Raw genomic sequence first — 14653 nt, forward strand, 5'->3', positions numbered from 1 at the left:
CTGCGGCTACATCAATAGCAATGACATATCCATTCATTCATCACGGCTATTTGATTGATGCGGCCAGTGTAAAGCCTTCATCCACGGTTTTACCGCCACGGGGGTCACAGTTTGTTCACTCGACACCTAATCGCGGCGCGATTGCGCGTTATCCGAGCATGAGGGCTACGCATGTCAGGCAGCGGATACCCGGTAAGCCGGTTTTACTGTTATTACACGGCTTTATGAAAGCCGCCCTATCGGCGATAATGATCGTTCAACGAATTGACCGGGGTTGTCATGAAGGAAGCCGAGCTACAGCCGCCCGCCCGTAAGCGCGCCCGCAGCCTGAAATTAAGTACCGCTGTCACGCTGATGATTGGCAGCGTTATCGGCGCGGTGCTACTGCTGGTCTACGCGCTATGGTTTATGCAGATCAGCAACGCCACCCGCGACGGCTTAAAAGAGACGGCGCTGGCGGTGGCGCGCACCATGGCCGATATGCCGCAGGTGAAGCGCGGCCTCAGCGAGCCGCCGCAGAGCAATATTATTCAGCCGCTGGCGCAGGCCATTACCCGACGTAACGATCTGCTTTACGCGATTGTAACCGACATGCGCGGTATCCGCTATTCGCATCCGGATAGCGCCATCATCGGTAAACCGTTTATCGGCGAAGATATCCGCCCGACGCTCGCCGGGCGCGAAAACGTGGCGATTAACCACGGCGTACTGGCGCCGGCGCTGCGCGTGTTCACCCCGGTATTCAATGAACAGCATCAACAGATAGGCGTGGTGGTGGTGGGGATTTCGCTGAGTAAAGTCGACGAACAGATCGCCAATAGCCGCTGGGACGTCCTGCTGACCATTCTGTTCAGCGCGCTGGTCTGCGCAATCGGCACCTGGAGCCTGGTGCGCGGCTTGAAGCGTATTTTGCTGGGGCTGGAGCCGCAGGATATCTCTACCCAGTTCCAACAGCGTCAGGCGATGCTGCACTCGCTCAAAGAAGGCGTGATTGCCGTGGATAGCAGCGGCCAGGTCACGCTGATTAACCCGGCCGCCCGCGGCATGTTACTTAGCGGGCCGGATAAAAGCATCGATCGCACCCCGCTGCTGGCGGACCTGCAGGAAGTTCTGCGCAGCGGCGAGCCCATCTATGACCGCGCGCTCGGCTGTAATGGCTTGTTGCTGATTAGCAATACCGTCCCGGTGCGCAGCCAGAACGCCATCGTCGGCGCCATCAGCACCTTCCGCGATAAAACCGAGATGAGTCAACTGGTGCAACGGCTGGATGGCATGATGAGCTACGTCGATGCCCTGCGCACCACTTCGCACGAATTTATGAACAAGCTGCACGTGATCCTCGGCCTGCTGAATATGAAAAGCTATGACAAGCTGGAAGAATATGTACTGCAAACCGCCCATGCCTATCAGGCCGACATCGGCGAAATTCAGCACCGGATAAAATCGCCGGTGGTCGCCGGCTTCCTGATTGGTAAAATCCAGCGCGCCAAAGAGCGAGGCTTCACCTTGAACCTCGCCGAAGAAAGCCTTGTGCCGGATTGCCCGAATGAAAAACAGGTCACCGTGCTGGTAACGGTATTAGGTAATCTCATTGAAAATGCGCTGGATGCGATGAGCGGCCAGGCGGAAGGCGAAGTGAGCCTGCTATTGCACTATCAGGATGGCTGGCTAAGCGGTGAAGTCAGCGACGACGGCCCGGGGATCCCGGCGGCCAATATCGACGCCATTTTTAATAAGGGCTTCTCCACCAAAGGCGAGAATCGCGGCGTCGGCCTGTTTCTCGCCAACCAGCAGCTCCACGAACTCGGCGGCACGCTAGCCGTTGAGTCCGAGCCTGGCGTATTTACCCAATTTTTTGTTCACCTGCCCTGGGATAGTAAAAGGAAAAAAGCGTGATAAATGTATTGATTGTTGACGACGATGCGATGGTTGCCGAGCTGAACCGCCTGTACGTGGCGCGCATCCCCGGTTTCAGCTGCTGCGGCACCGCGTCGACGCTCGGCAAAGCCCAGGAGATGATTAACGACCCGCAGATGGCGATCGATTTAGTACTGCTGGACGTTTATATGCAGCAGGATAGCGGCCTGGATCTGCTGCCGACCATTCGCGCCAGCGGCCGCGCCATCGACGTGATTATGATAACCTCCGCCGCCGATGCCGCCACCGTTCAAACCGCCATGCACTACGGCGTGGTGGATTATCTGATTAAACCTTTCCAGTTCCCGCGCTTTGAAGAGGCGCTGACCGCATGGCGCGAAAAGCGCAAACTGATGACCGGCCAGCCCTATTACGAGCAGGCGGATGTCGATCGTCTACTGCACGGCGGCGCGCCGGAAGCGGCTGACGCGCGTAAGCTACCGAAAGGCTTAACGGCGCAAACCCTACGCACACTGTGCCAGTGGATTGACAGCCACCCTGATGTGGAATTTTCTACCGATGAGCTGGCGGCGGCGGTGAATATCTCGCGCGTCTCCTGCCGCAAATATCTGATCTGGCTCGCGCAGATCAATATTCTCTACACCACCATCCATTACGGCGCGACCGGCCGACCGGTGTATCGCTACCGGCTGGTCGCCGAGCAGTACGGCCTGCTCAAGCAGTACAGTCAGTAATCTGGTAGCCGCTGTCGCGCAGCTGAAAGCGGATGCGCTGCGGTGACGATAGAATCACGTTGCGGTTTTTGGTGACAAAGATCGCTTCAATGTCGTCCCGCTGGCGCAGCGCCGCGCAGCCCTTCTCCACGCCAAGGCCATACAGCAGCGTGGTCCAGATATCGCCGTCCAGTGAATCCGCGGAAATGACCGTGACGCTGTCGAGTTCGTTATCCAATGGATAGCCGCTGCGCGGATCGAGGATATGGTGCCAGCGTTTGCCATCCTGCTCGAAATAGCGTTCATAGGTGCCTGAAGTGACAACCGACTGCCCGCTAACGGCTATCGAGCCGATAAGTTCCTGCGCCGCGGCAAAGGGTTTTTTCAGCCCAATCGCCCATTCCCCTAACGTATGTACATTGCCGCCAAGGTTAATCAGCGCCTGTTCGATCCCCTGCTGGCCCAGGTAATCGCGTACCCGGTCGGCGATATATCCTTTGGCGATTGCGCCAAGGTCAATTTCCATTCCAGCCTGCGCCAGCCACACGCTCTGCTTTTCGTCATCAAGAATGACATCCTGCGGGCGGGTTAACGGCAGCCGCGCCGCAATATCCGCCGCCGACGGCACGCTATGCCCCTGAAAGCCAATGCGCCACAGTTTAACCAGCGGGCCAATAGCCAGATTAAAGGCGCTGTCGCGCACCATACTGGCGGCTTTAGCGCACTTAATCAGCTGGTACACCGGACGGCTAACGGTAACGGGATGACGCCCGGCGGCATGGTTGATATTCATTACCTGCGACTGCGCGCGGTTAACGGTGAGCAGATCTTCGTAGCGTTTAATTAACTGAAATACGCGGGAGGCCAGTGCCTCATCGTGGGAATAGAGTTTGAGCAGGATGGGCGAGCCCATCAACACGGCGGAGTAGCTATAGACGCGGTTATCGGACATCGGGCTCTCCTTAGAAGGGATAAGCCGGGCGGCTAAGCCAGCCCGGCATCAGCAATTACCTATTATCCTCTGGCACGTTTCGCCGCCTGATGGCCCGCGAGGGTACCGAAGATGATGATATCCGCGACCGCGTTACCGCCGATGCGGTTACCGCCATGGATACCGCCAACCACTTCACCCGCGGCGTAGGCGCCGCGAATCGGCTGCTGTGCCACATTCAGCACTTCGCCATCGGTATTAATGGTCACGCCGCCCATAGTGTGGTGTACCCCTGGGGCAATACGAATGGCGTGGAACGGGCCTTCGTTAATCGGCGCGCGCAGCGCGGTTGTGCGGCCAAACGCTTCATCGTGCTGTTTTTCCACCGCGCCGTTGTAGCATTCCAGGGTAGCGAGGAACGCATGGTAATCCATCCCCAGTTTCTCCGCCAGTTCACGCGGCGAGCTGGCGCTGGTGACGAAGCCTTTGGCGATATACTCGTCGGCGGCTTTGTTTTTCGCCCGCACATGCTCGTCGAAGACGATGTAAGCATAGTGTTCCGGCAGCGCGATAATCGCCGCAGACACTTTATCGCGGGTCTCCATCTCGTTGAAGAAGCGGTTCCCCTGCTGGTTAACGAGAATAGCGCCGCCGCCGCGAATCGATTCGGAAATCAGGTACGAGGTCTGCTGCTCAACGGTCGGGTGAATTTGAATTTCGCCCATGTCCACGGTGCCGGCGCCAATACGTTCCAGCAGCGCGATACCGCTACCGGTCGCCCCTTTATGGTTGGTGGTCACGAAGCCTTCGAGGTCAGGACGATATTTCACCACCATCGCGCTGTTGGCGCTGAAGCCGCCGGTCGCCACGATAATACTTTTGGTCTGCACTTCGATGATCTCTTGTTCATCGTTGATAAGACGCACGCCGCTCACTTCGTCGTCGCGCATCAGGATCTCTTCTACCGAGGTATCCAGCAGCACATCGATACCGCGTTTGGTGATATTACGCACCAGACCGCTAATCAGGTAGCCGCCAACCGCCGATCCGTCGCGCGGACGGTGGGTACGGTCGATACTCATCCCGCCGGTGGTGGTGATATCGTTAAGCATAATCCCACGGTCCGCCAGCCATTCAATGGCTTGCGGCGCGTTTTCAACGAAACGGCGCAGCAGCTGCGGGTTGTTTTTGTTGTGGCCGCCCTTCAGGGTTTCCTGATAGAACAACTCTTTACTGTCCTGAATACCTTTGACGCGCTGGAAGCGGGTTTCCGCGGCGTTCATCCCGGCGGAAGCTTTGATGGTATTGCCGCCAATAGTCGGCATTTTTTCGACGATCAGCACGCTGGCGCCTTCGTCGTGGGCCTGAATCGCCGCAGCCAGACCGGCGCCGCCGCTCCCCACCACCACAACGTCATAGCTTTTCGGCGCGGTATCGTTGCCGCCCTCTTCCGCGGCCAGCGCTTTGCTGGATTTCAGCATCGCTTTGGCGACCGCTTTTTTCACCGCTTCGCTCTGGCTGGTGGCACCGGAAATGGCGTCCACGTGCGGGGTGTTGGCGGTCAGAATACGTTCGCGGATCTCTTCGAAGCTGGTGGTGAACTCGACGGTCTGCACCGGGCTCGCCGCCAGTTCGATATCGGCAATATGATCATTTTCGAGGCTGACGTTGATCACCAGTTCATTGGCATCGTCCTGAACGGTTTCAACAAACATCCCCGGCTTAAATTTGGCGTCGCCCATGCTCATGTCGCGGATCATCGCTTCGACCAGCGAGAAACGCCACAGCGGTTCCGGAATATGCAGCGCCTCGCGCTGGGTGCTGTCGATAAACAGCTCCAGCTCTTCACCGGCGGCGATGCGTGCCGCCCAGTCCGGATAGGCGATGCAGGCGCGGCCGACGGCCATCAGGTCATAACCGTGATCGAGGCCCTGTTCGGCGTCGGCTGCGTTAACCACTCCGCCGACACCCATCACCGGCACCTGCGCCAGCGTTTCAGAACGCATGGCGCAGTATTTTTCAATCAGCGGCGTCGGATCGCGGGTATCGACGATAGACGGGCGCAGCGTCGCGCCAACCGAGAAATGCAGATAATCGACGCCGCGGGCGGCCAGTTTTTCCAGCAGATACATGGTGTCGTCGAAGCGGATCCCCGGGACTTCCATCTCTTCCGGCGAGAAGCGATAGCCGATAATAAAGGCATCGTCAGCGTACTGACGGGCCATTTTATGCGTGATGTCCAGTACCGCCAGCGGGAATCTGGCGCGGTTGTCGCGGCTGCCGCCCCACTCATCGTCACGCTGGTTAGAGTTCGGCGAATAGAACTGCTGGATAAGATAGGTGTTGGCGCCGTGGATTTCGACGCCGTCGAAACCGGCAAGAATCGCGCGACGGACGCCGTCCCCAAACTTGGCGATCATCCCTTCCACTTCTTCTCCGCTCAGCGCCCGCGGCATCGCGGCGCCCTCACGCGGCGCGGCAATAGCGCTTGGCGCCACCGGCTGGCGACCGCCAATCAACTGTGGGTCAACCATGCGGCCGCCGTGGTAAATCTGCAGAATCGCTTTTGAGCCTTCCGCTTTAATCGCTTCGGCGATTTTCGCCAGCCCGGCGATTTTTTCATCGTTATCGATGCCGATAGCGCCCGGGAAGGCCAGACCATAATCATCAATAAAGCAGCATTCAACGATGATAGTCCCGATGCTGCCGGCGCGGGCGCTATAGTATTCAACGAGCTCGCTGGTGACGGTACCATCGAAATAACCGGTGCAGGTGGTCATTGGCGCCATTAGCAAACGGTTTTTCAGTTCAGTCCCATTCGGTAAAGTAAATGGCTGCAGAATTCGTTCGTTACTGGTCATATTAACACTCCAGATTTTAAATATTGAAATTCAGAATTGGGTGACGGAAATTTTATTGATTGTTTATTTTCATTCCTGTTGTCATGCCAATAATATAGCGTGTTTTTTAGTTACTAAATTAATTACGTTAGTTAAAAAACTATTTAATACCTGCAATAACAGCAATACCTCCATTGTATTATTAAATTTATATATCGCATTTACATAATACAAATGAATGATAACATTTCGGTCACTTTTGTTAACGCTAGAAAAACGCGAAAAACAAAAATAAAACACGAAATTTCAATAAGTTAAATAATTAATTGCTTTAGCCATTTATTATTTTTTAAGCGTTCCCTTAACAATTGACGTTTCTTGCGGATAATAACCACATCATCATATGTGGTTATTGCCAAACGAAAAAAAAGATCCAGATCACCTGTTTTTTTTGATCTCGATCAATTGCAATGCAACGTGAAAGCGCAATATATAAATACCCAATGAATTTAATTTAACGCCGCGAAAAACGCGTTAAATAACCGTTTAAGCAACAAGCAATCTCGACAATTAATAATTAAAGAAACTTTCGCAACTAAAAAAATCGAGTGTTGTAAGCGAAGACGGAACCGTATTTTCAACTACTAGCAGATACTCATTATGAAAGAGAAAAAGACAACCATACCGCCTGCCGGTGCCGCGTCTAACGCGGCGTATAAACGTCTGATCATGATGGCGTTGCCCATTATCGTCGCCGTACTGCTGCTGTTCGTCCCGGTGCCTGACGGCTTACCGCCTTTCGCCTGGCACTATTTTGCTATCTTCGTTGGCGTCATCGTCGGCCTTATCTTCGAACCGCTGCCGGGCGCCGTTATCGGTATCACCGGGGTGGTGGTGATTGCTTTATGTAGCCAGTGGCTACTGTTCAGCCCGGAACAGATGGCGGCGCCAAGCTTTAAGCTGGCCGGCGCGTCATTTAAATGGGCGGTGAGCGGCTTTGGCAACTCTACCGTGTGGCTTATCTTCGGCGCGTTCATGTTCGCCGCCGGCTATGACAAAACCCAGTTCGGCCGCCGTCTGGCGCTGATTCTGGTAAAATATCTTGGCCGCCGCAGCCTGACGCTGGGCTACGCCATTACCTTCGCTGACCTGCTGCTGGCGCCGTTTACCCCGTCCAACACCGCACGTAGCGGCGGGACCATCTACCCGATTATCGCTAACCTGCCGCCGCTGTACGGTTCTAAACCTAACGATCCGAGCGCACGCCGTATTGGCTCTTATCTGATGTGGGTAGCCATTACTGCCGCCTGTATCACTAGTTCCATGTTCCTGTCGGCGCTGGCGCCGAACCTGCTGGCGCTGGCGCTGGTAAAAAGCATCGTTGGTATCAACATCTCCTGGGGTACCTGGTTTATCGCCTTCCTGCCGCTCGGTATCCTGCTGATCCTGGCCATGCCGCTGCTGGCGTACTGGTTCTATCCGCCAGAAGTTAAAATCAATAACGAAGTGCCGCTGTGGGCCGCTCGTGAACTGGAGAAACTGGGCAAACTGTCGCGCAATGAAATCCTGCTGCTGGTGTTCGTCTGCTTCGCGCTGATGATGTGGATCTTCGCCGCCGACTGGATTGAACCGGCGCTGGCTGCCCTGCTGGTTATCGTGCTGATGCTGTGGACCGGCGTGCTGTCCTGGAGCGATATCACCAACAACAAAGCGGCGTGGAATACCTTTGTCTGGTTCGCCACGCTGGTCGCGCTGGCTGACGGTCTCTCCTCCACTGGTTTCATCGCCTGGTTGGGTAAAGAAGGCGGCGCGCTGATGAGCGGTATTTCTCCGGGGGTTGCGACCATCGTCCTGCTGCTGGCGTTCTATCTGCTGCACTACCTGTTCGCCAGTACCACCGCGCACACTACCGCGCTGCTGCCGGCCATGCTGACCATCGCTTCGACTATCCCGGGAATGAATATGGAAGTCTTCGTCCTGCTGATGGTGACCTCGCTGGGCGTGATGGGCATCATCACCCCGTACGGTACCGGTCCGAGCCCGATTTACTACGGCAGCGGCTATCTGCCGACCAAAGACTACTGGCGCCTCGGCACCATCTTCGGCGCCATCTTCCTGGCCGCCCTGCTGCTGATTGGCTATCCGTGGATGTCCATGATGTTCTGATTCATAACCGCCGGGTCTTCCCCCGGCGGTTTTTATCTTTATGGAGTATGTGAATATGTCGACGAAACCCTTTGTTTATCAAGACCCGTTCCCGATGGCGCATGACGATACCGAATACTATTTGCTCAGCAAAGAGCACGTCTCCGTCGCCAAATTCGCTGGCCAGGAAGTATTGCAGGTTGAACCGCAGGCGTTAACCCTGCTGGCGCAGCAGGCCTTCCACGATGCCGCTTTTATGCTGCGCGTTTCGCATCAGCAGCAGGTCGCGGCCATTTTGCTCGACCCGCAGGCCAGCGAAAACGACAAATACGTCGCGCTGCAGTTCCTGCGTAATTCCGAAATCGCCGCCAAAGGTGTGCTGCCCACCTGCCAGGATACCGGCACCGCCATCATCATGGGTAAAAAAGGCCAGCGCGTTTGGACCGGCGGCGGCGATGAAGCCGCGCTGGCGCAGGGCGTCTATAACACCTATACCGAAGACAACCTGCGTTACTCGCAGAATGCGCCGCTGGATATGTATAAAGAGGTCAACACCGGCACCAACCTGCCGGCGCAGATCGATCTCTACAGCGTCGACGGCGACGAATATAAATTCCTGTGCATGGCGAAAGGCGGCGGTTCCGCCAACAAAACCTATCTGTACCAGGAAACCAAAGCGTTAATCACCCCGGCGAAGCTGAAAAACTACCTCGTCGAGAAGATGCGTACCCTCGGTACCGCGGCCTGCCCGCCCTACCACATCGCCTTTGTGATTGGCGGCACCTCAGCGGAAGCGACGCTGAAGACCGTTAAGCTGGCTTCCGCCCGCTACTATGACGACCTGCCGACCGCAGGCAACGAACACGGTCAGGCGTTCCGCGATGTGCAGCTGGAGCAAGAGCTACTGCTGGAAGCGCAAAATCTCGGTCTCGGCGCGCAGTTCGGCGGGAAATATTTCGCCCACGATATTCGCGTTATCCGTCTGCCGCGCCACGGCGCGTCGTGCCCGATCGGCATGGGCGTCTCCTGCTCCGCCGACCGCAATATCAAAGCTAAAATCAACCGCGACGGCATCTGGATTGAAAAACTGGAAAGCAACCCGGGGAAATACATTCCTGAACACCTGCGCCAGCAAGGCGAAGGCAATGTGGTTAGCATCAACCTGAACCAGCCGATGAGCGAAATCCTGGCACAGCTGTCGGCGCACCCGGTCTCCACGCGTCTGAGCCTTAACGGCACGATTATCGTGGCCCGCGACATTGCCCACGCGAAGCTGAAAGAGCTTATCGATAACGGCGAAGCGCTGCCGCAGTACGTGAAAGATCACCCGATCTACTACGCCGGTCCGGCCAAAACGCCGGCTGGTTACGCCTCCGGCTCCCTGGGCCCGACCACCGCGGGACGTATGGATTCCTACGTCGATCTGCTGCAATCGCACGGCGCCAGCATGGTGATGCTGGCCAAAGGTAACCGCAGCCAGCAGGTGACCGACGCCTGCCATAAACACGGCGGCTTCTACCTCGGCAGCATTGGCGGCCCGGCGGCAGTCCTTGCCCAACAGAGCATTAAGAGCCTCGAGTGCGTGGCTTATCCGGAGCTGGGAATGGAAGCTATCTGGAAAATCGAAGTCGAAGATTTCCCTGCCTTTATTCTCGTTGATGATAAAGGTAACGATTTCTTCCAACAGATCCAAAATCAGCAGTGCGCCGGTTGTAAACAACACGGCTAATTCCCTCCACGCCCGGCGGCTCATCGTCGGGCGTATTCTCCCCCTTTACTCTTGAATTCACCCGACGCTGAACTATGCTCAATCCAGCAGCCGTTCAGAGTTTGACCAGCTGAAAAATAACAATAATTCCCCCTTTTCCGGTGTCGCATATGAACAGGATCCAGGCGTTATTAACGGCGTGTTTTCTGCTATGGCTGGCCTTCCCGCTTTCGGCGGCAGAACCGCGTCAGCAGCCCACCGCTCGCGAGCAGGCGCGAACCGTCGCTATTTTCCATCAACCGATCGTCATGCTGCAGGCCACCTTCGGCCAGACCACGCCGGAAGAACGGGTTCTGCGCATCCGCAATACGCTACGCGCCTTTACCGAGGCCGATATCAGCCAGCCGCTACAGGTGGTGCCAGTCACCCGCTACAACCAGCCGGGACGGCTGTTTCTGATGAATGGCAAACCTATTATGTTGCTAAGCCAGGCGGACCTCGATGAAGGCGACGATCTTACCCTCGATCAGGCGGCGCAGCGCGTTCTTGCCCGTATGGAAGCGCAGCGGACGTCGCTGCGCGAACAGTACAATACCCGCTATCTGCTGCTGGCGGCGCTAAAATCCGCCGCCGGCGCGTTGCTCCTCGCCCTGGCCTGCTATCTCGCTTTCCGTTCGTGGCGGCGAGTGAGGCGCTTTTTCCATCTGCGGATCCTCGAAAAACGCAGCATGATCCCGCATAACTGGCGGCGTTTTCTCGGCAACATTGAAAGCCGATTATACGCGCTGCTGGTCATACTGCTTGGGGTACTGGCGGGTTATGTCTGGCTGAGTTGGGTATTCAGCCTGTTTCCGTGGACCCGGGTATGGGGAGAGTCGCTCGGTGAGTGGTCGGTAGGGGTGATTCGCGATATTTCGCTGTCCATCGTGTCGGCGCTGCCGGGATTGATGATCGTACTGCTTATCTTTCTGATTACGTGGTTTATCATCCGCCTGCTGAAGGTGGTGTTGGATCAGGTCGCCGCCGGACGTCTGCAGATCCCCGGTCTGCATCCGGAAACCGTCGGCGCCACGCGAAAGCTTATCGCCGTGGTTATCTGGCTTTTTGCGCTCTCCGCCGCCTATCCTTTCCTGCCTGGCGCAAACTCTCTGGCCTTCAAGGGGATTAGCGTGTTCTTCGGTCTGATGTTGACGCTGGGCTCAGCGGGGGTGATGAATCACGCCATGAGCGGCCTGGTGCTGATTTATACCCGCGCGCTGCACAAAGGCGACTGGATCCGCATCGCCGATAACGAAGGCCAGGTCAGCGAGATCGGCATGCTGGCGACCAAAATCCTGACCCGCGAAAACTATATTGTCACCCTGCCGAACGCGGTGGTGGTCAGCGGTAAAATCACCAATCTCAGCGCCAGTGACCCGCAACAGGGAATCAACCTCACCACCGGCGTGACCATTGGTTACGACACGCCGTGGCGGCAGGTACAGGCGATGCTGGAACTGGCGGCCCACCGCGCCCAGGGAGTGGATCATCAGGTGCCGCCGGTGGTTCGCAAACTGGGATTGCTCGACTGGTATACGTCGTATGAACTGCAGGTGCGGCTGTTACCCGAAACGACACTGCCGGAGGGGCGCAACGCGCTGCACAGCAGCATTATCGATGTATTTAACGAATTTGGCGTGCAGATTATGTCGCCCAATTTTGTCATGCAACCGAAAGGCGCGGTGGTGGTCGCCAAAGAGGATTGGTATACCGCCCCGGCGGTCGCGCCGCAGGAGCGCGACAGGTAACGTCGTCCCACGCCGACGCAGCGCCATCAGGCAATGCCGGATGGCGCTGCGCTTATCCGGCCTACAACTCAAAATCCCCGGTGGCGCTACCGCTTACCGGGGCTACAGCGCTGTGCGATTTAGTAGCCCGTACAAGGCGCAATGCGCCGCCCCGCTACGCCTGCGCGGCGTCGATCTCGGCAAACACCTGCTGCGCCAGGTGCAACGTGGCGTTCGCCGCCGGTAAGCCGCAGTACAGCGCCGAATGCATAATCAGCTCTTTCAGCTCATCACGGGTCACGCCGTTATTAAAGGCGGCGCGCAGATGCATCTTAAGTTCCGCCTCGCGGTTCAGCGCAATCAGCATCGCAATAGTGATCATGCTGCGGGTATGGTGATCGAGCCCTGGACGGGTCCAGGTTTCTCCCCAGGCGTAACGGGTAATGAAATCCTGAAACTCCTCGTTCAGCGGCGTCAGATTCTGCAGAGTACGGTCAACGTGAGCATCGCCTAATACCTTGCGGCGAACCTCCATTCCCTGCTGGTAACGTTGTTTATCTTCCATTTTGCTCCCCCAGCAAAAAGCCGTTCAGCGCGGCGTTAAAGGCAGCAGGCGCTTCAATGTTCGACAGATGCGACGCCTTCAACACCACCACCTGTGAAGTGGCGATCTGCTGATGCAGGAAGTTAGCGTCGGCGACAGTCGTGACAGGGTCACTTTCTCCGGCAATAATCAGCACAGGAATCGCAATTTGCCCGACCTCCCCCCGCAGGTCTGCCGCCGCCAGGGCTTCGCAGCAGGCAGCGTAGCCTTCGGCGTCGCTATGAGTCAGTTGATGGCATAATGCCTCGACCACCTCCGGCGCGCGCTGGCGGAAAGCATCGCTGAACCAGCGATCCGCCGCCCCCGCGGCAACCACATCCATCCCTTCCTGACGTACCGCGCGGGCGCGAGAAAGCCAGCCCGACTGATCGCCGATCCGCGCCGCGGTATTGGCCACCGCCACCGCGTAAAAACGTTCCGGCGCAAAGCGCGCCAGCCATAATCCCGTCAGCCCGCCCATCGAAATACCGCAAAACAGCGCTTTGTCGATATTTAGGTGATCGAGCAGCGCAATCACATCTTCACCCAATTGCGCCAGGGCCACCTTGCCGTTTTTCGTCGTTTTACCATGGCCATGGGTGTCATAACGCAGTACGCGAAAATTCGCCGTCAGGGCCTCCATTTGTGGCTGCCACATTGCGCGCGTGGTGCCAAGCGAATTCGACAGCACGATAACCGGCGCGCCTTCTGGCCCGTCGAGTTGATAATCAAGATTCATGACGTTGCTCCTGATAACGCGCCAGTACCTGGCGCACAAAGCGTTCGGCGCTACCGGTGGCCGTTGCCGGATCCAGTAGCATGTTTAAACGTTCGCGGGAGAGATACTGACTGACCAGCGGGTCAGCCGCCAGCAGATCGACAAGCAAACCGTGACTGTCCAGAGCCTGGCGGCACAGCGCTTCTACACGGTGATGCGCCTCGGCTTTGCCGATAAACTCCGCCAGCGCCAGGGTCACCGCTTCCGCCATAATCAGCCCGTGGGTAATATCAAGGTCGGCACGCATCTTATGCACGAAAACCTGCATCTCGCGCACAAGCATGTCAGTTTGCGCCAGCGCCCCGCCCACCAGCATAATCAGCTCCGGTAGCGTTTCCCATTCCGCCTGCCAGCCGCCGAGCGCGCGCTCATGCTGTTGGATTTGACCGGCGTAAAGGGTGGCGACCAGCCCCGGCGTGCGCTGCGCCGCGGTTAAAATCGCCGCGCAGGAGACCGGATTACGTTTGTGCGGCATGGTCGAGGAGCCCCCGCGCCCTTCCGCCAGCGGCTCGCCGACTTCCGCAACCTCGGTTTGCATCAGCAGCGAAAAATCATTGGCGAATTTTCCCAGGGTGCCGCAAACGCCGGCGAACCAGGCGCCGACTTCGAGGAAACGGTCGCGCTGGCTATGCCATGGCGTATCCGGCAACTGCAGCTCGAGGGTTTGCGCTAACGCCTGCGCGACCTGCGGCGCCTGCTGTTTCAATGAATCAAGCGTGCCAGCCGCGCCGCCAAACTGCAGCGCCAGCACCCGTGGGCGCATCTCGATCAACCGCTGCTGCCAGCGCAGCAGCGCATCCAGCGTCCCCGCCAGTTTAAGGCCAAAGGTGACCGGCAGCGCATGCTGCATCCAGGTGCGCCCCGGCATCACCGTATGCTGATAGCGCTGCGCCTGTTCGGCAAGCGCATCAATCAGGCTTTGTAGCAGGCTATCCGTCGCCGCCAGCGCGCCGCGCAGTTGCAAAACAAACCCGGTATCGATAGCGTCCTGGCTGGTGGCGCCCCAATGGACATAGCGCGCGGCGTCAGGATCCTGCGCTTTCACACGCGCGGTCAGCTGTTTGACCAGCGGAATTGCCAGATTACCGGCGCTGGCCGCAGCCTGTCCCAGCGCGTCGAAATCAATAAGCGCATGCCGGCAGGCGTTGACTATCGGCGAGACTGCCGCCTTCGGCACCAGCCCGCAGTCGGCCTGCGCCTGCGCCAGCGCGGCTTCGAAATCCAGCATGCCCTGTACCCGCTGCGCATCGCTAAACCAGTCGGTTAGCGGACTGCTGCGCAACATGGGGGTCAACAAACTCATCGCTACTC

The 14653-nt window shown here is 57.5% G+C and carries 10 protein-coding genes; 5 read left to right on the forward strand and 5 right to left on the reverse strand.

Annotated elements, in window-relative coordinates; translation table 11 throughout:
* The first annotated feature begins 279 nt into the window (after positions 1-279).
* Both KGA69_RS19125 and dcuR read left to right on the forward strand, forming a co-directional pair.
* Positions 280-1896 carry a sensor histidine kinase gene (locus tag KGA69_RS19125; protein WP_045392345.1) on the forward strand — a complete coding sequence of 539 codons (1617 nt, stop codon included), beginning with the start codon at positions 280-282 and terminating at the stop codon, positions 1894-1896.
* Positions 1893-2612, forward strand: a complete 720-nt coding sequence (gene dcuR / locus KGA69_RS19130) for a two-component system response regulator DcuR (RefSeq protein ID WP_047042881.1) — start codon at positions 1893-1895, stop codon at positions 2610-2612. Before KGA69_RS19125 ends, dcuR begins: the two co-directional genes overlap by 4 nt.
* Here the strand turns inward: dcuR and KGA69_RS19135 are convergent.
* Positions 2593-3543, reverse strand: coding sequence for an FAD:protein FMN transferase (locus tag KGA69_RS19135; protein WP_047077725.1), 951 nt, complete (start codon positions 3541-3543; stop codon positions 2593-2595). The two genes, dcuR and KGA69_RS19135, sit on opposite strands and share 20 nt — an antisense overlap.
* Positions 3544-3605: 62 nt before the next feature.
* Positions 3606-6383: a flavocytochrome c gene (locus KGA69_RS19140; protein WP_213292595.1), complete on the reverse strand. Its 2778-nt coding sequence runs from the start codon at positions 6381-6383 to the stop codon at positions 3606-3608.
* Between the two features lie 639 nt (positions 6384-7022).
* Between KGA69_RS19140 and KGA69_RS19145 the strand changes: the two genes are divergently transcribed.
* From KGA69_RS19145 to KGA69_RS19155, 3 genes are all read left to right on the forward strand, one after another.
* Positions 7023-8528 carry an anion permease gene (locus KGA69_RS19145; RefSeq protein WP_032707943.1) on the forward strand — a complete coding sequence of 502 codons (1506 nt, stop codon included), beginning with the start codon at positions 7023-7025 and terminating at the stop codon, positions 8526-8528.
* 55 nt (positions 8529-8583) lie between these two features.
* Positions 8584-10236 (forward strand): class I fumarate hydratase FumA, encoded by a 1653-nt coding sequence (gene fumA / locus KGA69_RS19150; protein ID WP_213292596.1) that lies wholly within the window; start codon positions 8584-8586, stop codon positions 10234-10236.
* Between the two features lie 149 nt (positions 10237-10385).
* Positions 10386-12002, forward strand: a complete 1617-nt coding sequence (locus tag KGA69_RS19155) for a mechanosensitive ion channel family protein (protein ID WP_047050051.1) — start codon at positions 10386-10388, stop codon at positions 12000-12002.
* A gap of 154 nt (positions 12003-12156) precedes the next feature.
* Here KGA69_RS19155 and pcaC read toward each other — a convergent pair whose 3' ends face one another.
* From pcaC to KGA69_RS19170, 3 genes are read right to left on the reverse strand one after another with little or no spacing between them, the layout of a single operon-like run.
* A complete protein-coding gene (pcaC, locus tag KGA69_RS19160) occupies positions 12157-12546 on the reverse strand; it encodes a 4-carboxymuconolactone decarboxylase (protein ID WP_015705266.1) in 390 nt (129 codons plus the stop codon).
* Positions 12536-13303, reverse strand: a complete 768-nt coding sequence (pcaD, locus tag KGA69_RS19165) for a 3-oxoadipate enol-lactonase (protein ID WP_213292597.1) — start codon at positions 13301-13303, stop codon at positions 12536-12538. The genes pcaC and pcaD overlap by 11 nt, the downstream gene beginning before the upstream one ends.
* Entirely contained in the window at positions 13293-14645 is a 1353-nt protein-coding gene (locus KGA69_RS19170; protein ID WP_045392365.1) for a 3-carboxy-cis,cis-muconate cycloisomerase, read from the reverse strand. Before KGA69_RS19170 ends, pcaD begins: the two co-directional genes overlap by 11 nt.
* Positions 14646-14653: the final 8 nt, after the last annotated feature.

It is taken from the genome of Klebsiella sp. A52, from assembly GCF_018388785.1.
Taxonomy (GTDB): Bacteria; Pseudomonadota; Gammaproteobacteria; order Enterobacterales; family Enterobacteriaceae; genus Klebsiella; species Klebsiella aerogenes.